This is a genomic window from Dolomitihabitans soli, from assembly GCF_022213955.1.
In the GTDB taxonomy this organism is placed as follows: Bacteria; Actinomycetota; Actinomycetes; order Streptosporangiales; family Streptosporangiaceae; genus Streptosporangium_A; species Streptosporangium_A soli.
This window is the reverse complement of record NZ_JAKNTW010000005.1, coordinates 75914-99659: the sequence shown is the minus strand read 5'-3', so window position 1 is coordinate 99659 and position 23746 is coordinate 75914. Positions and strand designations below refer to the sequence as shown.

Annotated in this window: 12 protein-coding genes; 1 reads left to right on the top strand and 11 read right to left on the bottom strand. The window is 71.6% G+C overall.

Annotated features, from left to right (window positions below; all coding sequences use genetic code 11):
• Window positions 1–54: 54 nt before the first annotated feature.
• The 3 genes from hrpA to MBA17_RS11410 form a co-directional block, all read right to left on the bottom strand.
• Window positions 55–3927 carry an ATP-dependent RNA helicase HrpA gene (hrpA, locus tag MBA17_RS11420; RefSeq protein ID WP_238496343.1) on the bottom strand — a complete coding sequence of 1291 codons (3873 nt, stop codon included), beginning with the start codon at window positions 3925–3927 and terminating at the stop codon, window positions 55–57.
• 201 nt (window positions 3928–4128) lie between these two features.
• Window positions 4129–4950, bottom strand: coding sequence for a phosphoenolpyruvate hydrolase family protein (locus MBA17_RS11415; RefSeq protein WP_238496342.1), 822 nt, complete (start codon window positions 4948–4950; stop codon window positions 4129–4131).
• Between the two features lie 215 nt (window positions 4951–5165).
• On the bottom strand, window positions 5166–7049 hold the full coding sequence (locus MBA17_RS11410) for a Xaa-Pro dipeptidyl-peptidase (protein WP_238496341.1): 1884 nt from the start codon (window positions 7047–7049) through the stop codon (window positions 5166–5168).
• A gap of 301 nt (window positions 7050–7350) precedes the next feature.
• Here MBA17_RS11410 and MBA17_RS11405 point away from each other — a divergent pair, with 301 nt between their 5' ends.
• A complete protein-coding gene (locus MBA17_RS11405; protein ID WP_238496340.1) occupies window positions 7351–10197 on the top strand; it encodes a helix-turn-helix transcriptional regulator in 2847 nt (948 codons plus the stop codon).
• Window positions 10198–10390: 193 nt separating this feature from the next.
• Here MBA17_RS11405 and MBA17_RS50370 read toward each other — a convergent pair whose 3' ends face one another.
• The 8 genes from MBA17_RS50370 to MBA17_RS11360 all read right to left on the bottom strand — a co-directional run bounded on the left by MBA17_RS50370 (window position 10391) and on the right by MBA17_RS11360 (window position 23647).
• Window positions 10391–12736 (bottom strand): glycoside hydrolase family 6 protein, encoded by a 2346-nt coding sequence (locus tag MBA17_RS50370; protein ID WP_455432744.1) that lies wholly within the window; start codon window positions 12734–12736, stop codon window positions 10391–10393.
• Between the two features lie 258 nt (window positions 12737–12994).
• On the bottom strand, window positions 12995–15199 hold the full coding sequence (locus tag MBA17_RS11390; protein ID WP_455432743.1) for a HelD family protein: 2205 nt from the start codon (window positions 15197–15199) through the stop codon (window positions 12995–12997).
• Between the two features lie 158 nt (window positions 15200–15357).
• Entirely contained in the window at window positions 15358–16464 is a 1107-nt protein-coding gene (locus MBA17_RS11385) for an aromatic ring-hydroxylating oxygenase subunit alpha (protein ID WP_238496339.1), read from the bottom strand.
• 16 nt (window positions 16465–16480) lie between these two features.
• Complete coding sequence (locus MBA17_RS11380; RefSeq protein WP_238496338.1) at window positions 16481–18934, bottom strand: GcvT family protein; 2454 nt, start codon at window positions 18932–18934, stop codon at window positions 16481–16483.
• Entirely contained in the window at window positions 18889–19467 is a 579-nt protein-coding gene (locus MBA17_RS11375) for a sarcosine oxidase subunit gamma (protein ID WP_238496337.1), read from the bottom strand. Before MBA17_RS11375 ends, MBA17_RS11380 begins: the two co-directional genes overlap by 46 nt.
• Window positions 19460–22150 carry a 2Fe-2S iron-sulfur cluster-binding protein gene (locus MBA17_RS11370; RefSeq protein ID WP_238496336.1) on the bottom strand — a complete coding sequence of 897 codons (2691 nt, stop codon included), beginning with the start codon at window positions 22148–22150 and terminating at the stop codon, window positions 19460–19462. The genes MBA17_RS11375 and MBA17_RS11370 overlap by 8 nt, the downstream gene beginning before the upstream one ends.
• The gene (locus MBA17_RS11365; protein ID WP_238496335.1) at window positions 22147–22413 is read right to left on the bottom strand and encodes a sarcosine oxidase subunit delta; all 267 of its coding nucleotides are present in this window, start codon (window positions 22411–22413) and stop codon (window positions 22147–22149) included. Before MBA17_RS11365 ends, MBA17_RS11370 begins: the two co-directional genes overlap by 4 nt.
• Before the next feature lie 10 nt (window positions 22414–22423).
• Entirely contained in the window at window positions 22424–23647 is a 1224-nt protein-coding gene (locus MBA17_RS11360) for a sarcosine oxidase subunit beta family protein (RefSeq protein ID WP_238496333.1), read from the bottom strand.
• Window positions 23648–23746: the final 99 nt, after the last annotated feature.

Here is a 23746-nt window from a genome sequence, read left to right as displayed (position 1 = left end):
AATACTTAGCGTGCCTGTTCGAACACGAAGGGATAGCAATGGACACGTCGATCTTTAAGTGATCTTGTCCATCGCCTTCGCGATGCGTTTCTCCGAGACCGGGGTGGGGGTGCCGATGGTCTGGGCGAAGAAGGAGACCCGGAGTTCCTCGATCATCCAGCGGATCTCCAGCACGTCGGGATCGGACCGCCGCGCGGGCGGCAGCTTCGCCAGCAGGTCGTGGTAGTCGTCCTCGACCTTGTGGACCTTGGCCATCCACTCCTCGTCGCGCCAGGGCTCCTCGGGGAGCTTGGTGAGGCGCCGATCGATCGCCCGGATGTAGCGCAACATGTCGGGGAGCCGCCGGTAACCGGTGGCGGTCACGAAACCGGCGTAGACGAGCTGGTCGAGCTGGTCCTTGACGTCCTGGGTGGAGACGCCGGAGCGCAGGGCGTCCAGGCGGGTGCAGACCGAGTGCCAGACGCTCAGAATCTGCTCGACGCGTGAGACGACCTCCCGCGCGGTCTCGTACAGCTCGGCGCGCGTGTGCTGGTAGAGACGGTCGAATCCGGCGGCGTCCCAGGCCGGGCCGCCCAGATCGATGATCAGCTTGTCGGCCGCGGCCTGGACGCAGTCGTCGAACAACGCGATCGCGCCGCCGTGCGGACTGCGGGAGAGCGCCAGCTTCGCCTGGTTGTTCAGCCCGCCCAGCAGCGACTTGGCCGGAGAGGTGACGTTGAGCAGCAGTAACCTGCGGGTGCCCGGCCACATCGACCTGCGCTGCTCGGCCTCGGTCTCGAACATCCTGACCGAGACGCTGTCACCGTCGTCGGCCAGCGCCGGATACGCCTTCATCCGGCCCTGCTCGAACAGCTTGGGCAGGGTGCCGAAGCTCCACGTGCGCAGGCCCGAGCGCTCCAGGTCGTCGGCGGCGGCCGACAGCGTCTGGCGCAGCTTCGGCGCCAGCCGCTTCTTCAGCGCCGCCAGGTCCTTGTCCTCCGCGATGGTCCGCTTCCGCTCGTCGACCACCCGGTAGGTCACGCGCAGATGGTCGGGAAGCTGGTCGACCTGCCACTCCTCGCGCGCCACCCTGACCCCGGTCAGCTTGAACAGCTCACGCTCCATCGCGGCGAGCAGCGGCTCACCCCCCGGCTCGACCCCGGCGAGCACCCGCCTGGCGAAGTCGGGCGCCGGGACGAAGTTGCGCCGCACGTTCTTGGGCAGCGACCTGATCAGCGCGGTGATCAGCTCGCCGCGCAGGCCGGGGATCTGCCAGTCGAAGCCGTCGGCGCTGACCTGGTTCAGCACCTGGAGCGGTACGTGCACGGTCACCCCGTCGGCGTCGGTGCCCGGCTCGAACTGGTAGGTCAGCTTCATCCGCTGGCCGAGCTGCCGCCAGGTGTCGGGGTAGTCGCGGGTGGACACGTCCGCGCCCTCGTTGACCAGCATGTCGGTCGAGAAGGTGAGCAGGGTGGGCTGCTCGTGGCGGGCCTGCTTCCACCAGCTGTCGAAGTGGCGGGCGGAGACGACGTCGGCCGGCACCCGCTCGTCGTAGAAGTCGAACAGCGCCTCGTCGTCGACCATGATGTCGCGTCGCCGCGCCCGGTTCTCCAGCTCCTCGACCTCCTCCAGCAGCTTCCTGTTCTCCTTCAGGAACGCATGGTGGCTGTTCCAGTCGCCCTCGACCAGGGCGTGCCTGATGAACAGGTCACGGGACAGCTCGGGGTCGATGCGGCCGTAGTTGACCTTGCGCTGCGCCACGATCGGCACGCCGTACAAGGTGACCTTCTCGTAGGCCACGACGGCGCCCTGGGTCTTCTCCCAGTGCGGCTCGGAGTAGGTGCGTTTGACCAGGTGCTGGGCGAGCGGCTCGACCCATTCGGGCTCGATCTTGGCGTTGACCCGGGCCCAGAGGCGGGAGGTCTCCACCAGTTCGGCCGACATCACCCACTGGGGCTGCTTCTTGGCCAGCGCGGAGCCGGGGAAGATCGCGAAGCGGGCGTTCCGGGCGCCGGTGTACTCCTGGATCGCGCGGCGCGGGCCGTCCTTCTTGTCCAGGTCCTTCAGGCCGATGTGGGAGAGCAGGCCGGACAGCAGCGAGACGTGGATCTTGTGCTGGTCGCCCGGGGTGCTGTTCAGGGTCACGCCGAGCGACTTGGACATCTGGCGTAGCTGGCCGTAGACGTCCTGCCACTCGCGGACCCGCAGGTAGTTGAGGAAGTCGGTCTTGCACGCGCGGCGGAACTGGCTGGAGGAGAGATCCTTCTGCTGCTCCTGGAGGTGTTCCCAGAGGTTGAGGTAGGAGACGAAGTCGGATTCCTTGTCGGCGAACCGGCGGTGTTTCTCGTCGGCCGCCTGCTGCTTCTCGGCGGGGCGCTCGCGGGGGTCCTGGATCGACAGCGCGGCGGCGATCACCATGACCTCGCGCACGCAGCCGTTCTTGTCGGCCTCCACGACCATGCGGGCCAGGCGGGGATCGACCGGCAGGCCGGCCAGCTTGCGGCCCAGCGGGGTCATCCGCTTGCCCTCGTCGAAGGCGCCGAGTTCCTGCAGGAGGTTGACGCCGTCCTTGACCTGGCGCTGGTCGGGTGGCTCGACGAAGGGGAAGGCCGCGATGTCGCCGAGGCCGATCGAGGTCATCTGCAGGATGACGGACGCGAGGTTGGTGCGCAGGATCTCCGGGTCGGTGAACTCCGGCCGGCCGACGAAGTCGTCCTCGGAGAAGAGGCGGACGCAGATGCCGTCGGAGACGCGGCCGCAACGGCCCTTGCGCTGGTTGGCCGACGCCTGCGAGATGGCCTCGATGGGCAGGCGCTGCACCTTGGTCCGGTGGCTGTAGCGGGAGATCCGGGCGAAGCCGGGGTCCACGACGTACTTGATGCCGGGGACGGTCAGCGAGGTCTCCGCCACGTTCGTGGAGAGGACCACGCGGCGGCCGGAGTGCCGCTGGAAGACGCGGTGCTGCTCGGCGGCCGAGAGCCGGGAGTAGAGCGGGAGGATCTCGGTGTTCCGGAGGTTCTGCTTGGCGAGGGCGTCGGCGGTGTCGCGGATCTCCCGCTCACCGCTGAGGAAGACGAGGATGTCGCCGGGCCCCTCGGCGCACAGCTCGTCGATGGCATCGGAGATCGCCCCGATCTGATCCTCTTGTTCATCATTTATCGGCCTATATCGCACTTCAACGGGGAATGTACGGCCGGACACCTCCACGATCGGCGCGTCGCCGAAGTGCCGTGAGAACCGCTCGGGATCGATCGTCGCCGAGGTGATGATGACCTTGAGATCGGGACGCCTGGGCAGCAGCTGTTTCAGGTAGCCGAGGATGAAGTCGATGTTGAGGCTGCGCTCGTGGGCCTCGTCGATGATCAGCGTGTCGTACTGGTCGAGCATCCGGTCGTTCTGCAGCTCGGCGAGCAGGATGCCGTCGGTCATCACCTTGATCAAGGTGTCGTCGCCCACCTGGTCGGTGAAGCGCACCTTGTAGCCGACGGCGTGGCCGAGCTCCGTCTTCAGCTCCTCGGCGACCCGCTCGGCGACCGTGCGCGCGGCGATCCTGCGCGGCTGCGTGTGACCGATCAGGCCCTTGACCCCGCGCCCCAGCTCCAGGCAGATCTTCGGGAGCTGGGTGGTCTTGCCCGAGCCCGTCTCCCCCGCGACGATCACGACCTGGTGGTCGCGCACGGCGGCCAGGATGTCGTCTCTGCGCCGGCTGACGGGCAGCGCCTCGGGGTAGCTCACCTCGGGCACGGCCTCGCGCCGCGCCGCGACGCGCGCCTCCGCCCGCTCCACCTCGGCCGCGATCTGCGTGGCGATCTTCTGCTGCGCCGCGCGGTCACGCGTCCTGCGGGCGCCGTCGAGCCGCCGCCGCAACCGGCGCTGGTCACGCAGCGTCAGCTCGGACAGGCGGATGCGCAGATCATCGAGCGGAGATTTCACCGAAGAGGTTCCCATGGTCGCTTTCCCGGCCGCCTCACCGGACGGCCGCCCCACCGCAAGGATAGGCAACCCCCCCGGGGTCTTCGCCAACCCATTTCGCAATGTGGATCAACGCGACCCCTGGGAACCCCTTACGGGCGGAGTCTCCCGCCCCCTTCGCGAGCCGGGCCGAGGGCGCACCGGCCACCGCCCACCTGCCGCGCGGGAGGCTCCCGCTCAGATCTTCAGCGACTTGAAGGCGGCCACCTGACCGGTGATCGCCCGCTCGGTCGGCAGCCGCTCCACCGACGACGCGCCGAAGAACCCGACGACCCCCTCGGTGCGGGAGAGCACGTAACGGGCGTCGTCCGGCTCGGCGATCGGCCCGCCGTGGCACAGCACGAGGATGTCCGGCCGTACGGCGGCGGCCGCGTCGCGCATCGCCTGCACCCGTTCCACGGCCTCGTCCAGGGTGAGGGCCGTGGACGCGCCGATGCTGCCCTTGGTGGTCAGCCCGACGTGCGGGACCAGCACGTCGGCGCCCGCCTCGGCCATCGCGCGGGCCTGGCCCTCGTCGAAGACGTAGGGGGCGGTGAGCAGGTCGCGCTCGGCGGCCAGCCGTACCATGTCCACCTCCAGGTCGTAGCCCATGCCGGTCTCCTCCAGGTGTTGCCGGAAGACGCCGTCGTACAGGCCGACCGTCGGGAAGTTCTGCACCCCCGCGAAGCCCATCGCCGCGAGCTGGTCGAGGAACTTGGGCATCAGCCTGAACGGGTCGGTGCCGCACACCCCGGCGAGCACCGGCGTGTCCTCGATGACCGGCAGCACCTCCGCCGCCATCTCGACGACGATCTGGTTGGCGTCGCCGTACGGCAGCAGCCCGGCCAGTGAGCCGCGACCGGCCATCCGGTAGCGGCCGGAGTTGTAGACGATGAGCAGATCGACGCCGCCGGCCTCGGCGCACTTGGCGGACAGGCCGGTGCCCGCGCCCGCGCCGATGATCGGCTTGCCGTCGACGACGGCCCATCTGAGCCGGGCCAGGATGTCCTGTCGGGTCACCGGGAACCTTTCCGCGAGGGGATGGAGCTGATGGAGCGGCCGGCCGTCGCCAGATCGAAAGCCGGGGCGGGACGGCTTGCACCGTCGGCACGCGATCCCCTTTCCTGGAGGGACTTTTCCCGCCCCGGATTGGTATGGCCCGTCAGACCGCGTTCACACCCGCGATACGCCGGAACACCTCCCCGCCGCCCGTGGCGAGGGCGGCGGGGAGGGGATCAGAACAGGCGTTCCTGGGGGATCGGCAGGTTGATCTGAGGTGGTCCGCGCCAGTTGTCCTTCTTGCGCAGATCAGCCGGCGTCCCGGTCAGGACCAGCGGCACGGTCACCTTGCTCTTGGCCAGGTCGACCGTGACCAGCGCGCCGGTGGCGGCCTCCTGGCTGTAGTTCGCGTCCGTACCGGCCAGCACGAGCGCCAGGCGGTGCCCCTTCTTGAAGGTGTAGTCGTGCGGCAGGGTCTGCCAGCGGACCCTGCCGTAGTCGCCGACCGGCAGCGGGGAAGGCAGGCTCAGCGAGTCGCGGTTCTGCACGTCGATCCAGCCGCGCCCGACGATCTCCAGCGGGCGGGTCGCCACGTTGGTGACCGTCTTGCGGTAGCAGCCGTCGTCGGCGGCGGTGGCGTCGCCGTGGCAGCTCTCCTCCGGCAGGGTCGTGATGCCCTGCAGACGCCGCCAGTCGACACGGGTGTCGTCGCCGAAGTCGACGAGCAACGCGGTGAGGTTGGCCGTCGGTTTGTCCAGCTTGACCCGCAGATCGACCGTCGGGGTGCCGGACAGCCGCAGGTCCAGCGGCAGCGGTCCGGTCACGAACGCCGCCCGGCCCGGCTTGACCTCGCCGGCGTCCGCCACCATCGCGTCCTCGGTCTGGCGCACGTCGGTGAACGTCGCGCCGGAGCCCTTCCGGGCCGGCAGCAGGCCGAGCGAGCCGTCGGCGGCGGGGAACAGCGGCAGCTTGAGCGCGTTCGGCGCGGGCCAGTCGCGCTGGGTGACCCAGGTGTCCGGGCTGGTCTGCACGTCCGCGCGCGGCTCGTGCTCGATGCCGTTGCGCACGCCGTACAGCCAGCGGTCGAACCAGCGGTGCAGGGTGTCCACCCACTCCTCGCGGCGGAAGTCGAAGGGATCCACGTGGCTGTACTGCCCGACCCACACCTTGCGCGGCACCCCGCGGTCGGCCAGGGCCTGCCACCACAGGGAGAAGTGGTCGGGCTTGACGTTGAGGTCGTTGACGGTGTGCACGGCGAAGACGCTGGCGCGCACGTTCGACGCCTTGGCCAGCGTGCCGTCGAGGTAGTCGCGCTCCGCCCAGAAGGCGTTGTGGTCACCGGTGTCGTCGGCGTCCTCGGCGTCCATCCTGGCCCGTACGGCGGCGCACTTCTCGGCGCCGTCGGTGTCGACGCGGCCGGCCAGCCAGGAGGAGTAGTCGTAGTTGTAGACGACCCCGTTGGAGCGCGAGTAGCGGTACCAGGTGCTGATCGCGGAGATCGGCACGATGGTCTCCAGACCCCGCACGCCGGTGGCGGCGACGGCGTTGGCGAGCGTGCCGTCGTACGACTTGCCGATCATGGCGGCCTTGCCGGTGGTCCAGGTCGCCGTGGCCGGGCCGCCGTCCGGGGCGTAGGCCTTCGCGCGGCCGTTCAGCCAGTCGATGACGGCCTTGCCGCCCAGGACGTCCGCCCTGCCGCCGGTGTCGGGGCACCCCTCGGACCTGGTGGTGCCGAGCATGTCCACGTTGAGTACGGCATAGCCGCGTGGCACGAAGTAGTTGTCGTAGTAGAGCGGGAACCTGGCGAGGTTGCCGGCGTCGTCGTAGACCTTGCGCTCGGCCTCGTTCCCGCGCCCGGAGTTGTCGTAGTAGGGGCTCTCGTCGATGATCACCGGCACCTTGAGACCGGGACCCGACTCCTTGGGCCTGATGATGTCGACCCGGACGCGGTCGTTCCTGCCGTCGCCGTCGCTGTCGAGGCTCGATTCGACGTAGACGTGCTCGCGGATGGCCTCGGCGTAGGAGAACACCGGTTGGGTGCGCCCCTGCTCGATGGTGATCGTGGGTTCCGTCGCCGCCTGGGCCTGTGGGCTCGCCATGATGCCGCAGACGAGCGCCATCGACAGGCAGGCTAAACCGCCACGCCGTCGTGTTCGTGACACGCGTTTCCTCCCGTTATTCACCTGACAAGTGGGGAAGAGCGAGCGCAATGTCTCATGTCACGCTGAGCGGGTAGCAATATCTCTTGATGGGTTCTATGCCAGCTTGACGCCGTGACGTTATCTTTCGAGCCCCGGGCACACGGCGCGTACAACCATGCCCGTGACCGCTTCCCCGGCGCATCGGTGGATTCACCGGTCTGCCGTCGCCGGCGGGGAGGGGCCCTTCCACGCCGGGACATCAGGGCGTAACACTTGTGGCGTGTCCGCACCCTCGCAGTTCGCGCACGTTTCGGGTGTGCCCCCGTTACGCGGGCGGCGCGCCGAGCAACTCGCGCTCAAACGACTGCTCGACGGGGCCAGGAACGGCTCCGGCGGGGCGATGACGCTCCTCGGCCCGCCCGGCGCGGGCGTCTCCTCGTTGCTCGATCACGCGGCGGCGGAGGCGACCGGGTTCACCGTGCTGCGGGCCGGGGCGGCAGCGCCGGAGGCGGGTCTGCGGTTCGCCGGGCTGCACGCCCTGCTCCGGCCGGTGATGGACCGCCTGCCCCGCCTGCCGCCCGCGCAGGCCGCCGCGCTCGCCACGGCCCTCACCTCGGGCTTGGAGGGCGACGGGATCGTCGTGCCCGCCGCCGTGCTCAACCTGCTCTCCGCCACGGCCCGTGAGCGACCGGTCCTCGCCTGCGTGGACGACGTGCACCATCTCGATCCGCCCAGCCGCGAGGCGCTCCTCTTCGCCGCCAGACGGCTCGGCGGCGAGGCCGTCGCGCTGCTCTTCGGCGGGCACGACGGCGCGGACGTCCCGGCGATCCCCGAACTCCGCCTGGCCGCCCTGAGCGAGGAGGCGAGCCACGAACTGCTCGACGACCTGGTGACCGGCCCCGCGGCCGCCCCCGTCATGGGCCACGAGACGGGCCCTGAGACGGGCTCGGCGACCGGACCCGTCGCCGGTTCGGCGCGTGCCGGGACGAGCGGGCTCGCCGACGACATGCGCGGCCCCCTCGTCCAGATCGCGGGCGGCAACCCGCTGGCGCTGATCGAGCTCACCGCGTCGCTCACCGCGCGGCAACGCTCCGGCGAGGCCCCGCCGCCCGAGACGCTGCCGCAGGGCGGCCGGCTGTGGCGGGCCCACCGGCAACGGCTGGCCCCGCTTCCCGCCCGCACCCGGCGGGTGCTGCTGCTGATCGCGGCCGATCCGGAGATGGAGACCGACACCCTCATGCGGGCGGTCGAGCCCGAGGACGCGCTGGCCGCGCTCGAACCCGCCGAGGCCGCCGGAATCACCCGGGTGACCGGCCGCGCCATCGGCTTCCACGAGCCGCTGATCGGGCCGGTGATCTACCAGGAGGCGTCGCTGGCCCAGCGCCGCGCGGCGCACCGCCGGCTCGCCGCCGTGCTGGACCACGAGCACCAGCGGCTGCGCCGCGCCTGGCACCGGGCGGCGGCGCTCGACGGGCCGCGCGAGGCGCTCGCCGACGAGCTGGACGCCGCCGCCACCGAGGCCCGCCACCACGGCGGCCACCTCGAATCGTCCCTCGCCTTCGAACGCGCCGCCGAGCTGACCGCGCCGCGCGGCCCCAAGGCCACCCGGCTGGCCGCCGCCGCCTACGACGCGTGGCTCGCGGGCCAGCCGCAGCGCACCCGGATGCTGCTCGCCCGCCTGTATCCGCTGACGAACTCGCCGAGACTGCGGGTCCAGGCCGAGCTGATCCGCGGCAACCTGGAGTTACGCGGCGGCGAGACCGGCCAGGCGCGCGATGAGTTGCTGGCCGCCGCCGAATGGCTGCTCGACCGGGACCGGGCGCTCGCCGTACGGGCCCTGATGCGGGCGGGCGAGGCGAGCTACCTCGCCGGCGATCATCAGCGCTACCTGGCCATCGCCCGGCACGCCGGGGCGTTGCGCAGGCCGGACGACCCGGCGGCGACCCAGCTCATGTTCGAGTACCTCGCGGGCATCTCGGCCACCTTCCGCGGCCGGCACGAGGAGGCGGCGGGCCCGCTGCGGCAGGTGCTCTCGCTCGCCCCCTCGGTGCGCAATCCCTCGGTGCTTGTGTGGGCGAGCGTCGCCAGCCTGATGCTCGGCGAGGACGAGAACGCCCTCTCCCTGTCCGGCCGGGCCGTGGAGACCGCGCGGGCCCGCGGCGCGAACGCCACCGTCCCGCACGCGCTGGAGTTCCTGGTCAACGCCGAGATGTGGATGGGGCGCTACGCCTCGGTCACCGCCAACGCGCTGGAGGGCTTCCGGCTGGCCAAGGCGACCGGGCAGCACAACAGCGCCGGGCAGCACCTCGCCTGGCTGGCCCTGATGGCCGCGATCCAGGGCGACGAGGAGACCTGCCGGATCCGCTCGAAGACCGCCATCGAACTCGCCGGCGCGCACGGCCTGGGCCTCACCAGCGCGCTCAGCAACTGGGCGCTGGCCTTCCTCGACCTGTCCGGCGGCCGTACGGCGAGCGCCGCGAACCGGTTGCGCGCCACGGCCTGGTCCGGATCGGGGAACGGCCACCTCGTCGTCCAGGTCATGGCGACGCCGCACTTCGTCGAGGCGGCTGTGCGGACCGGCGACCGGGAGCGCGCCCGCGCCGCGCTCGGCGTGCTCGACCCGTGGGTGATCAGCACCGGCAGCCCGGACCGGCTCGCGCTCGCCGCCCGCTGTCACGCCCTGCTCGCGCCCGTGGCCGAGGCCGCGGCCAGGTTCGAGGAGGCGCTGGAGTTGCACCGGCGGGGTTCGTCCGAGTTCGAGCTGGCCAGGACCCAGCTGTTGTTCGGCAGCGCGCTGCGCCGCAGCCGCCGCCCCGGAGCCGCCCGCGAACACCTGCACAGCGCCCTCGCGACCTTCGAGCGGTTCGACGCGCGCCTCTGGGTCGACCAGGCCCGCAGCGAGTTACGCGCGTCCGGCGAGGCCGTACGGCCGAGCACCGCCCCGCCCGGCGCCGAGCTGACCGCCCAGCAGCACCAGATCGCCCGGATGGTCTCCGGGGGCGCCACCAACCGCGAGGTCGCCGCCCAGCTCTTCCTCAGTCCCCGGACCGTCGAGCACCATCTGCGCAACATCTTCGCCAGGCTCGGCGTCCGCTCCCGCGTCGAACTGTCCAGGCTCCTCGGCTGACGAATGGGGACGCGGCGCGGGCCCTCTTCGAAGCGTCGCGAAACCTCCGTCGCGACTCGGGGCCTCGCCGAGCTCGCGCTCGCCGCCCCCGATCCCCGGCACGGACTGACGGCCCGCGGGGAACGGCGAGGGCCCCGCCACCGGATCGCACCGGTGGCGGGGCCCTCTCACTTCAGGTGATCTACCAGGTGATCTAGAGGGGCGGGTAGGCGTTCTGCAGGAGCTGGCGGAACTGGGCGGAGAACCAGTGCCCGGAGAGGGGGGCGCCGTTCAGCGCGCCACTCATGTTGTTGCCGTTGCGCTCGTTGCCGGGGTACGTGGGATCGCACATCCGGTCGAAGCCCTTGCCCTCGTCGTTCTCGATGAACTCGCTGGAGCCGTCCGACTCGCCCGGAGGCTTGATCCAGACGTAGGCGTCGATACCGGTGGCCGGGTTGGCGCGCGGCCGCTCGCCCAGGCCGGCACCGCTCTGGTTGCACCAGTTGCCGGCGTGGAACCGGCGGTCGATCCGGGAGTCGTTGACGAAGGTCTCCAGCACGGTGGAGGTACTGGGCGCGGCCGGGCGGGCGGAGCCGCCCCAGCCGTTGCGCGAGGTGTCGATCAGCATGCCGATGTTGCTGGAGAAGCCCGATGAGACGAGCCGGTTTCTGAACGCCTGGGCGTAGGTCAGCTCGTCGACGTAGAAGTTCCAGTCAAGCCACTTCGACTGGCGGACCGAGGTGCCGTTGACGGTGGAGTTGATGGTGAAGTGCGGCTCCGACAGGGCCGAGTAGTTGGCGGTGTTGGTGATGAAGCCGTCCACGCTGGCCATGCCGGCGGTGGTGCCCCGGGCCGTGCTGGCGAACAGGTCCGCCGCGGGTCCGAAGTTGGAGTCCCAGCCGAGCCAGCCGTGGTGCGCGGCGTCCACGTAGGTGTAGACGTTGGGCACCGCGTGCAGCTTGTTCAGCGCGTACTGGACGCCCTGCACGTAGGCGCCGGTCGACTGCGCCTCCTGGCACTTCGCGATGTTCAGGTTGGTGACCAGGTTGGGCAGCGAGTCGATCTCGACGACCGACACGATCCGCAGGCCGGCGTACTTGGGGTCAGCCATGATCGCGGCGATCGGGTCGATGTACTCGGTCTTGTACCTGTTGAGGCCGTTCTGCGCGATGTGGAGCTCACCGTTGGAGGCCAGCGCCGAGCAGTCGCGGTTCGGCAGGTTGTAGATGACGATCTGGATCGTCAGGGCCGAGCTGCCGTTGGCCGCGTCCTGCACCAGCGCCTCGTCCAGGTGCTCGCGGAGACCCATGGTGTTGCTCCCGGCGGAGCCCGAGGTGATCGCGGCGATGCGGTCCAGCCACACACCGGTCGAGACGTTGGCCACCGCGCTGCCGCCCGGTTCCGAACGCGCCTTGGCCGACCAGTTGGGGTTCACGTAGCCGGTGGCGCCGGCGTAGGGGTTGTTGACGTGGCCCTCGCCGCCGCCGCCGTCGTCGTCCGCCTCGGTGGCGCTGACGGCCACGGCGGTCAGGCCGGTGGAGGTGACGTTGATGGTGCGGGTGCCGTTGGTGGTGTCGGTGTCCTGCGCCGCCGACAGGGTCACGTTCTGGGCGGTGTTCCAGTTGGCGGTGGTGAAGGTCAGGCTCGCGCCACCGGTCACGGTGATGTTGGTGTCACCGCTGGAGGCGGCGGCCGAGGTGACCGTCACGCCGGCGGTCGGCTGAACCGCGAGCCGTACCGCGTAGGTCGCGGTCGAGCCCTCGGGGACGCTGACGCTGGTCGGGGTCACCACGAGCGCCTGGGTCCCGGTGCCCGAGTCGTCGTCCACCTCGGTGGCCGTCACGGGGACGGTGGTCAGGCCGGAGGAGGAGACGTTGATCGTGCGGGTGCCGTTGGTGGTGTCGGTGTCCTGCGCCGCCGACACGGTCACGTTCTGGGCGGTGTTCCAGTTGGCGGAGGTGAAGGTCAGGCTCGCGCCGCCGGAGACGGTGAGGTTGGCGTCACCGCTGGAGGCGGCGGCCGAGGTGACCGTGACGTTGCCGGACGGCTGGCTCGCGAGCCGTACGCCGTAGGTGGCGCTGGCGCCCTCGGGGACGTTGACCGATGTGGGGGTGACGACCAGTGACTGGGTCGGGCCGGGCTGCCCGGTGCACACGGTCCCGTTGATCGAGAAGCTGGTCGGGTTGGCGTTGGTGCCGGAGAAGCTGCCGTTGAATCCGGCGGTCCACTGGGCGCCGGTCGCCTGGGCGCCGTTCCATGACAGATTCTCGACCGTCACGTTCTGGCCCGACTGGGACCAGGTGGCGTTCCACCCCTGGGTCACCTGCTGGTTACCCGGGAAGGCGTAGGTGAGCCGCCACGAGGTGAGGGGATCGCCCAGGTTGCGGATCGTGAGGTTTCCCCCGAATCCGGTCCCGCCCTCCCATGCCTTGGCGTAAGTGACCTCACATGCGACCGCAGCACTGGCCGGGGCCGGGCTGGCGATGAGTCCGACGGCGGCGAGCATCGAGACGACCACCGTCGTCAGCGCTCTGCGCCAGGAACTCCGTTGGGGTTCCATCGCTGTTTCGTCTCCCTTAATGAAACCGATGAGTCCGCCGCCTCGTGCGGACGGCCTCGCAGCACCCAGCTCGGCAGTCGCCGGTGGGAGCGCTCCCAGAGTGTTGGGATTTCGGGCGGAAGTACACAGGCCGCCGGCTCTCTGACCGGCGCGGAGCAGGCGTCCCACAGTTGACCTCGTACAACACCACCGCGCGCACGGTCGGCACCGATGAAAGTTTCAACCGTGTTACGCGCGGCGGTGTGGTTCAGGCGTGGTTCAGCGGTGACGCAGGCGGGCGAGCGTCGCCGGGAGGTCGCCGGAATGGACGACGCCGAGGCGCTGGGTCGTCCTCGTCAGGGCGACGTAGAGATCGTTCAGACCGCGTGCCGACTCGGCGACGATCCGGGCGGGGTCGACGAGCACGACCGAGTCGAACTCCAGCCCCTTGGCCTGCCGTACGCCCAGGATCGAGAACGGGCTCTCCGGGTCGCCGAGCACGGCGTCGGGCAGGGCCTCGGCCAGGTCGGCCAGCCGGCCCTCCGGCGCGATCACCGCGAGCGTGCCCGGCAGGGCCGCCTCGGCCGCCACGATCTCCGCCAGCGCGTCCGGACCCGTGTGCCAGGGGACGACACCGGTCTCGCGCACCGAGCGGGGCGGCTCCAGCGCGGTGCCGAGCGCGGCGAGCACGTCGGCCGCGACCGCCATGACCTCGGCGGGCATGCGATAGTTCACGTTCAGCCGCTCCAGCCGCCACCGGTCCCGCACGTAGGGGTCGAGCACGGCCTCCCACGACGACGTGCCCGCCGGGTCGCCGGTCTGCGCGACGTCGCCGACCAGCGTCATCCACCTGGTCGGGCAGCGCCGCATCAGCATCCGCCAGGCCATCGGCGACAGCTCCTGAGCCTCGTCCACGATGACGTGGCCGAAGGTCCACGAGCGGTCGGCGGCGGCGCGCTCGGCGGTGGTGCGGTGGTCGGGGGCCTCGTGCCGGGCCGCCAGCCACTCGGCGTCGACCAGGTCTGCGGCCGACAGCACATCGTGATCGGTGGACCGCGAGCCGTGCGCGATCTCCAGCACGCCCTGGGCGTACTCCACGCGGCGGCGATGCTCACGCTCCGCGAGCACAGCGGTCAGCCGCTCGTCCGCGCCGAGCAGCTCGGCCGCCTCGTCCAGCAGCGGCACGTCGGCGGCGCTCCAGCCGCCGGGTTCGCGCAGCAGCGCCGCGCGCTCCCGCTCGGTGAGCTCGGGCGCCGCCGAGGCGAGCCGCTCCGGCGAACCGAACAGGTCGTCCAGGAACCGCTGCGGGCTCAGGCTCGGCCACAATGTGTCGATGGCCGCCTGCACTCCCTCGTCGCCGATCAGATCCGCGCAGATCCGCTTGATCTCCCCGTCGTCGACGAGGTCCGTGCCGCCCAGCCGCCGGACGACCTGCCCGGCCAGCGTGCCGATCACCTCCGTGACGACGATCCGCCTGGCCTCGTTGTGCGGCAGCAGCGACTCCCTGGCGTGGTCGCGGATCCCTCGGCAGGTCGCGCCGTCCAGCTGGAGGGTGTCCGTCTCGCCCGCGACCTCCAGGACCTCGTCCGGCACCCACTGCCGGTCGGCGAGCGCCCCGGCCAGCACCTCCGCCATGGCGGCCCGGCCCTTGACCGCCACCGTCTCGTCCGGCTCCACCCGGTCCCCCAGCACGCCGGGGAACAACTCGGCGACCGTCGACAGCAGCACCCCGCTCTCGCCCAGCGACGGCAGCACCTCCCCGATGTAGCGCAGGAAGGTGGTGTTCGGGCCGACGATCAGCACACCGCGCCTGGAGAGCACGTCACGGTGGGTGTAGAGCAGGAACGCGGCCCGGTGCAGCGCCACCGCCGTCTTGCCGGTGCCCGGACCGCCCTGCACCACGAGCACCCCCCGATGGCCGGAGCGGATGATCCGGTCCTGCTCGGCCTGGATGGTCTCCACGATGTCGCCCATCCTGCCCGTACGGCCGGCGTCCAGCGCCGCCAGCAGGGCCGCCTCCCCGACGAGCCCCTCCGGGCCCGCACTGTCGGGGTCGAGGGTCTCATCGTGGACGGCGGTCACGGTCCTGCCGCTCGTCCGGATGTGCCTGCGCCGCCGTACGTCGCCGGGGGCGGCGGCGGTCGCGAGGTAGAACGGCCGCGCGGCCGGGGCCCGCCAGTCGAGCAGCAGCGGCTCGTAGTCGCCCTCGTCGTCGGTGATCCCGATCCTGCCGATGTGGAAGTGTTCGCCGTCACGGAAGTCGAGCCTGCCGAAGCACAGGCCGTTCTCGGCGGCGTCGAGGTGGCCGAGCCGCTCGGTGTAGCGGGCCGCGGCGGCGTCGCGTTCGACTTTGGCCTGATCGTTCTCCGCCTCGTCCGTCAGTGCGACCGCCAGCCGTTTCGAGGTCCTCTCCCGGAGTTCGTCGAGCTTGCCGTAGAGCATCGAGACGTTTTCCTGCTCGTGGCCGATCTCTCCGCTTGACAAGATTTGGTCCTCCGTGAGACAATTAACCGAGGCAGTATGCCTCTCAATAGCTGCGCTGCGTTCCATGCTAGCGCGCCGATCGCCGTCCCGGGAGCGATCCCCTTCGACGTGCCGAGCCGCCCACCTGCCCGCCAGGTTACGCGTTCCCGACGCGTGGATCAGGCGCGGCCCAGCCTGGCCAGCAGCCACTCGTGGAAACCGGCGATGTGGTGCTCGCTCGGCACCAGCACGCCCCCGTCCGCGTAGGCGCGGGAGGACATCGAGGGCTGGCAGCGCTCGCAGGCGTCGAAGTCCTGCTGGTTGACGCGGTGGAAGAGCTCCACCGAACGGGAGACGTCCCTGCCGCCCGCCACCACCTCCGGCAGATAGAGCCAGTCGCACTCCACGACGGTGCGGTCGGCGGCCAGCGGGTACATCCGGTGGAAGATCACGTGGTCGGGCACCAGGTTGATGAAGACCTGCGGGCGCACGGTGATCGCGTAGTACCGGCGATCGTGGTCGCCGGAGACGCCCGGGATCCGGTCCAGCCCCTCACTCCCGTCGATCGTGAAGCCGCGGACGTCGTCGCCGAACCGGGCGCCGTGGCCGACGTAGTACTGCGCGGCGTAGCCGTCGGCGAACTCCGGCAGGACCTCGGTCAGCTCGGGGTGGATGGTGGCGCAGTGGTAGCACTCCATGAAGTTCTCGATGATCAGCTTCCAGTTGGCGCGCACGTCGTAGGTGATCCGGCGGCCCACCTCCAGCTCGCCCACCTGGTAGCGGTCGAGGACGCCGAGGTCGCCGAGCCGCTCCACGCAGGCGCCCACGACCTCCTCCTCGAAGGAGGGCGGCTCGTCGGCCAGGCACGCCCACACGTAGCCGAGCCACTCCCGGACGTGCACGTTGATCAGGCCGTAGGCGACGCGGTCGACGTCGGGCATGCTGGTCAGGTTGGGCGCCGCGATCAGCCTGCCGTCGAGGTCGTAGGTCCAGGCGTGGTAGGGGCACTGGAAGGCCCGCCGTACCTGGCCGGACTCCGCCACGCACAGCCGGGCGCCCCGGTGCCGGCACACGTTGAGGAAGGCCCGGCAGGAGCCGTCCCTGGCCCTGGTCACGATGACGCTCTCGGACCCGACCGTGAACGTCCGGAACGCGCCGGGGACGGCGAGGTCGGCCGACCTCGCCAGGCAGACCCACATGGACTCGAAGACGTGCTGCTGTTCCTCGGCGAACACCGCGGGATCGGTGTAGTAGCGGCCGGGAAGGGTGGAGACCAGGCTCGTCACCGGCGATCACGACCTTTCAGCGACGGATCCGGCTCATGTCCGGATCGACCAGCGGTTCCGCGGCGACCGTGGCGGGCAGCCGCTCGCCGAAGTAGGCCACGGTGACATGGGTGCCCGGCTCCGCGACCGCCGCGGGCAGCCAGGCGTAGGCGATCGGCCGGCCGATCGTGTAGCCGAACGCGGCGCTGGTGACGTAGCCCACCGGGACGTCCCCCAGGTAGACGGGCTCCTTGCCGAGCACCATCGTGGCCGGGTCGTCGAGGGTCAGGCAGGTGAGCCTGCGCCGCGCGGTCGCGGCGGAGCGGCCCTCGATGGCGGCGCGGCCCACGAAGTCGCCCTTGTCCATCCGCACGGCCCAGCCCAGACCGGCCTCGTAGGGGTCGTGCTCGGGGGTCATGTCGACGCCCCAGGCGCGGTAGCCCTTCTCCAGGCGCAGGCTGTTGAAGGCGCTGCGGCCCGCCGCGACCAGGCCGAGCGGCTCGCCCGCCGCCCACAGCGTGTCCCACAGCTTCAGGCCGAGATCGGCCGTGGTGTAGAGCTCCCAGCCCAGTTCCCCCACGTACGACAGCCGCATGGCGGTGACCGGGACGTCACCGACGTACGCCCGCCTGGCCCGGAAGTAGCCGAACCCGCGGTGCGAGAAGTCGTCCGGGGACAGCGGCTGGACCAGGTCCCTGGCCAGCGGTCCCCAGACGCCCAGACAGCAGGTGCCGGCGGTGATGTCGCGCACCTGGACGTCGTCCGGCCGGTGCCGGCTGAGCCAGTCGAGGTCGAGGTTGCCGTTGGCGCCCACCTGGAACCGGTGCTCGCCGAGCCGGGCCACGGTGAGGTCGCTGCGGATCCCTCCGTCGATGTCGAGCAGCAGCGTGTAGGTCACCGCACCGGGCGGTTTGTCCAGGTTGTTGGTAGTGAGCCGTTGCAGGAAGTCCAGCGCGCCCGGCCCGGTGACCTCCAGCCGTTTCAGCGGCGTCATGTCGTACAGCGCGACCCGTTCCCGGGTGGCCGCCGACTCGGCGGCGGCGATCGGCGACCAGTAACGCGCCGACCAGGCGTCCCGCCGGGGAACCGGGACCGCGTCGTTCGTCTCGAACCAGTGCGGCCGCTCCCAGCCGGCCGCCTCCAGGAAGTACGCGCCCAGCTCCCGTTGCCTGGCGTGGAACGGGCTGACCCGCAGCGGCCTGGGCGACTCCATCGGCTGCGACGGGTGGATGATGTCGTAGACCTCGACGAAGTTCCGCATCCCGCGCTCGCGGATGTAGGCCGGCGAGAGCTGCACGTCCTCGAACCGGTTCAGGTCGCACTCGTGTACGTCGGCGCGCGGGCGGCCCTCGGTGAGCCATTCGGCCATCGCCTTCGCCACCCCGGCCGAGTGGGTGACCCACACCGCCTCCGCGACCCACAGGCCGGACAGCTCCGGGTGCTCGCCCATGATCGGGAAACCGTCGGGGGTGAAGGAGAAGATGCCGTTGAAACCCTCCTCGACCTTCGTGGCGGCCAGCGCGGGCAGCAGCTCGACGCTCGCCGACCAGGCGTCGGCGAAGTCGTCGGGGGTGAAGGGCAGCATCGACGGCATCACCGGCGCGTCGGCCGGGCCGAGGAACTCCGCCGGTTCGACGGGCATCGGCCGGTGCCCGTAGGAGCCGATCCCGATCCGGTCCACGTGCTCGCGGAAGTACAGGTCACGGTCTTGGTGGCGGAGGATCGGCAGGACGGCTTCGAGCCGTTCGTCGGCGGTCGCGGCGAGCGCGGGCACCGGACCGGTCCTGGCGTACTGGTGGGCCAGCGGCAGCAGCGGCACCGTGAGACCGGTCAGCGCGGCCAGTCTCGCGCCCCAGAATCCGGCGCACATCACCACCACGTCGGCGGCGAACCCGCCCTCGCTCGTCTCCACCCCGGTGATCCGGCCGCCCGCCCGGGTGAAGCCGGTGACCTCGTGCCCGCCGAGGAACCGCGCACCGCGTCCCATCGCCCGGCGGGCCTGCGCCTCGGCGGCGCGCGGCGAACTGGCCAGCCCGTCGGAGGGCACGTGGTAGCCGCCTCGCACCCGCTCGCCGTCGAGCAGCGGGTACAGCTTCAGGCACTCGGCGGCCGACAGGATCCGGCCCTCGACGCCCCAGGAGGCGGCCCAGCCCTGCCTGCGCGACAAGTCGGCCCACCGTTCCGGGGTGGTGGCCACCTCCAGGCCGCCCACCTGGCGGAAGCACCACCGCCCGTCCAGGGTCAGCCCGGAGTACTTGCCCACGGTGTAGGCCGCGAACTCGGTCATCGTCTTGGAGGGGTTCGTCTGGAAGACGAGTCCCGGCGCGTGCGAGCTGGATCCGCCCGTCGTGAAGAGCGGCCCCTGGTCCAGGACCGTCACCTCGGTCCAGCCGCGCTCGGTCAGCTCGTCGGCGAGGGCGCAGCCGACGATCCCGGCACCGATGATCAGTACGTGTGGCACTGGTACTCCCTCATCGCGTCGATCAGCCATCCGGCGAGGTAACCGGCCAGCGAGGCCCGCACGAACAGCCGGTACGCCGGGCGCTCGTCCACGCACACGATGATCACCTGGGCCCGGCCGAGCAGGGTCTGGGCGCACCGGCCCGGCGGGAACACGCCGGGATGCAGGTCGATCGGGCAGCCCTTGAGCAGCACCTCGCGCGCCGCAGGACCGGCCAGCTCGACCACGGTCCGGTGCGCCGAGACGTCGGCCACCGACTCGTGCTCCGCGCCGGGCATGCCGGGCACCTCTCCCGGCCCGACGACCAGCCACTCGTCGGGGCCGAGCCAGACCAGGACGGTGTCACCCTCGGCGTCACCCGCCGCGTCACCCGCCGCGTCGCCGGTCGTGGCCACCGTGTTCGGCTCGGCGGGGAACGGCTTCCCGCCGGGGCCGCGCACGTTCACCTGCCGCACGAACGGCACCTCGCGCACGGTCACCGTGCCGGGCACCGAGGCCGCCCGCAGTTCGGCGGCGAGATGGCCGAGCGGGCTGCGCCGTACGGCCTGCGGGGGCTCACCCATCGCGGTGTGCTCCTTCCTTGTCGTACAGCACCGGATCGGCCACCCGGGCGGCGACCACCCGGTCGCCGAGCGGGGCGAAGACCGTCGTGCCGATCCGGTCCCGGCCGCCCTTCACCAGCGCGAGCGCGAAGGTGGCGCCGAGCGCCGCGCTGCGGTAGCTGGAGGTGACGTGCCCGATCATCGGCACCGGCACCGGCACGTCCGGGTCCTCGACGAGTTGCGCGCCCTCGGGCAGCGACTCCTCGCCGTCGATCGGCAGCAGCCCGACCAGTTGCCGGCGGTCCGGCCGGGAGGTGTCGGAGCGGGAGAGCGACCGGCGGCCGATGAAGTCCTTGGTCTTCGAGACGGCCCAGCCGAGGCCCAGGTCGACCGGCGTCACCGTGCCGTCGGTGTCCTGCCCGATGATCGGGTAGCCCTTCTCCGCCCGCAGCACGTGCATGGTCTCGGTCCCGTAGGGCGTGATCCCGTACGGCTCGCCCGCCGCCAGCACGGCCTCCCACAGCGCCAGGCCGTACCACCACGGGACGTACACCTCGTAGGCCAGCTCGCCGGAGAAGCTGATCCTGGCCACCCGCGCGGCGCCCCCCGCCCCGGGCACGTCCGTCTCCCGCCAGGTCATGAACGGGAAGCCCGCGTTGTCCAGCACGAGTCCCGGCGCCAGGGCGGCGACGACGTCGCGCGAGCGCGGCCCGACGACGGCGACCCCGGCCCACTGGTCGGTGACCGACGTGCAGCGCACCCGCAGGTCGGGCCACTCGGTCTGCAGCCACTCCTCCAGCCAGTCGAGCACGGCCGCCGCGTTGCCCGTCGTGGTGCTCATCAGGAAGCGGTCCGGCGCCAGGCGCATCGTGACGCCGTCGTCGAACACCATCCCGTCCGCCCGGCACATCACCCCGTACCTGCACGAACCGACGGGCAGTTTGGCGAAGGCGTTGGTGTAGACCCGGTTGAGGAACTCCCCCGCGTCGGGCCCCTGGACGTCGATCTTCCCGAGGGTCGAGACGTCCATCGCCGCGACCCCCTCGCGCGCCGCCCGGCACTCCCGCAGTACCGCGGCGGCCATGTCCTCGCCCGGCCCCGGGTAGTGGTGCGGGCGCTTCCACTGGCCGACGTCCTCGAACACCGCGCCGCGCGCCACATGCCAGGGGTGCATGGCCGTGGTCAGCACCGGGTCGTGCAGCACCCCCCGGTCCCGCCCGGCGAGCAGCGCGAAGGACACCGGCGTGTACGGCGGGCGGAACGTGGTGGTGCCCAGGTCGCCCATCGGCACGCCGCGCAACGCGGAGATCACGCCGACGGCGGTGACGGCCGAGGTCTTGCCCTGGTCGTGCGCGGTCCCCGCGGTCGTGTACCGCTTGACGTGCTCCACCGAGGTCATGCCCGTGGCCAGCGCCGCCTCGATGTCGGCGACCGTCACGTCACGCTGGAGGTCCACGAAGTGCGTGTCGTAGCCGGGTTCGTCCCCTGGCACCAGCCACACCGGGGCCGCGGGCGGGCCGGGGCGCGGCTCCTCCCCCAGGCACCCCGCCAGCGAGAACTCCCCGGCGGCGGCGCCCACCACCCGGCAGCGGCCGGCCGTCCCCTCCGGCACGAAGCAGGCGAGGTCGTCGTCGTATCTCAGCCGGCCGCCCGCCTGGCCGTAGAGGTGCGCCACCGGGTTCCAGCCGCCGCAGACCAGCACCAGGTCGCACGCGATCTCCCGGCCCGCGACCCGGACCCCCGTCACCTCCGCCGTCCCCGTCGCGCCCGCCACCACGTGCCCGGCCAGCACCTCGAACGCGGTGTCAGGGCCGCCTCCCGGGCGCGGGTCGACGACGGCGGCGATCTCCAGGCCCGCCTCGGCCAGTTCGGCCGCCGCCGCGTAGGCGCTGTCGTCCGTGGTGAAGACGACCGCTCGCCGCCCCGGCAGCACGGCGTACCGGTTGGCGTACGCTCGGGCCGCGCCGGCGAGCATCACCCCCGGCAGGTCGTTGCCCGCGAACACCAGCGGGCGCTCGTGCGCGCCCGTCGCCAGCACCACCTCAGCCGCCCGGATGCGCCACAGCCGCCCGCGCGACCCCCGCCGTTCGGCGGCGACCACGTAACCGTCGTCGTAGCGGCCGAGGGCGGTGGTCCGGGTGAGCACCCGGACCTCGGGCAGCTCGGCCAGCAGGCCGGTGGCGGCGGCCACCCAGGCGAGCGCGGGCGCGTCGCCGACCAGGTCGCGGGTCTCCAGCAGGGTGCCGCCGGCCTCGGTCCGCTCATCCACCACGATCACCCGGGCCCCGGTACGGCCGGCCTCCAGGGCGGCGGTCAGCCCGGCGGGTCCCGCCCCGACGACGAGCACGTCGCAGTGGGCGTGCATCCGGTCATGACCGGCCTGATCGGCCTGGTCGTCGGGCGCGGTCAACCGTCCCCTGCCCGTCAGGCTCCGTGCCGTCAGCCCGTCACGCAGCTCTACCGTGGTCGCGGTCGCCATGGGCTCGCCGTCGACCTCGACCAGCGCGTTGGGCTCCTCCACCCCGGCCGCGAAGATCCCGCGCGGCCTGCCGTACCTGATGCTCGTCGCGACCGTGCGGACCCCGGCGGCGAGCAGCGCGGAGGCCAGCGTGTCCCCCTGGTAGCCGGTGTACGGGGCGCCGTCGAAGGTGAAGGTCAGCGGGGCGGACCTGTCGATCCGGCCGCCGGTGGCGAGCCTGGTCATGGACGCTCCCCGGCGCGGTAGGAGAAGTGGATCTCGTGGGTGGCGGTGTCGCGCAGCACGTTGAACCAGCGGCGGCACCCGGCCGCGTGACACCAGCGTTCGGCGAAGGGGCCCTTGGGGTTGTCGCGGAGGAAGAGGTAGGCGGCCCATTCGGCGTCCGTCAGCGCGGCGGGCTCGGGCGGGTACGCGACGTGCGCCTGCCCGCCGTACCGGTACTCGATCTCGGCGCGGGGCCCGCACCAGGGGCAGGGGATCAGCAGCACGGCACCCTCCTCAGTGCGCCACGGCGGCGGCGCCGTGCTCGTCGATCAGGGCGCCGGTGGTGAAGCGGTCGAGGGAGAAGGGCGCGTTCAGCGGGTGGGGCTCGCCGGTGGCGATGGTGTGCGCGTAGACCCAGCCGGAGGAGGGGGTGGCCTTGAAGCCGCCGGTGCCCCAGCCGCAGTTGACGTAGAGCCCGTCGACGGGGGTGCGGCCGATCACCGGCGAGGCGTCGGGGGTGACGTCGACGATGCCGCCCCAGGTGCGCAGCACCCGGGCGCGGGCGAAGATCGGGAACAGCTCCAGCGCCGCGGCCATCTGATGCTCGATGACGTGGAAGCCGCCGCGCTGGGCGTAGGAGTTGTAGGAGTCGATGCCCGCGCCCATGACCAGCTCGCCCTTGTGCGCCTGGCTGACGTAGACGTGCACCGCGTTGGACATCACCACGCAGGGATGGACGGGTTCGAGCAGCTCGGAGACCAGCGCCTGGAGCGGATGGCTCTGGATGGGCACCCGGAACCCGGCCAGGGCGGCCAGCACGGAGGTGTGCCCGGCGGCGGCGAGCGCGACCCGGCCCGCGCCGATGTCGCCCCGGGTGGTGCGGACGCCGGTCACCCGGCCGCCGGCCGTGGTGAAACCGGTGACCTCGCAGTCCTGGATCAGGTCCACGCCGAGCGCGTCGGCGGCACCGGCGTACGCCCAGGCGACGCGGTCGTGCTTGGCGATGCCTCCCCTGCGCTGGAGCGTGCCGCCGAGCACCGGGTGCCGGGAGTCGGGCGAGATGTTCAGGATCGGGCAGAACTCCCTGGCCTGCTCGGGGGTGAGCCATTCGGCGTCCACCCCGTTGAGCCGGTTGGCGTTGATCCGCCGCATGCCGTCGCGCACGTCCTGCGGCGTGTGCGCCAGGTTGAGCACGCCACGCTGGCTGAACAGCAGATCGTGGTCGAGCTCCTCGGCCAGGCCCTCCCACAGCTTGAGCGCGTGCTCGTAGATCCCGGCGCTCTCGTCCAGCAGGTAGTTGGAGCGGATGATGGTGGTGTTCCTGGCCATGTTGCCGCCGCCGAGCCAGCCGCGCTCCACCACCGCCACGTCGGTGATCCCGTGGTTCCTGGCCAGGTAGTAGGCGGTGGCCAGGCCGTGACCGCCGGCTCCCACGATGACCACGTCGTAGGTGTTTCGCGGACGGGCATCGCGCCAGAGACGCGGATTTGTTGCGCTTGATGGAACAGACAGCTCCATAAGCAACAGATTGCGCCCATCCGATCAGGGGTGTCAAGCCTCGCGTAACGGTCGATTTCTCAGGTGCTCGTTCGCATGGGAGCGACCGGTGAGGGAAGA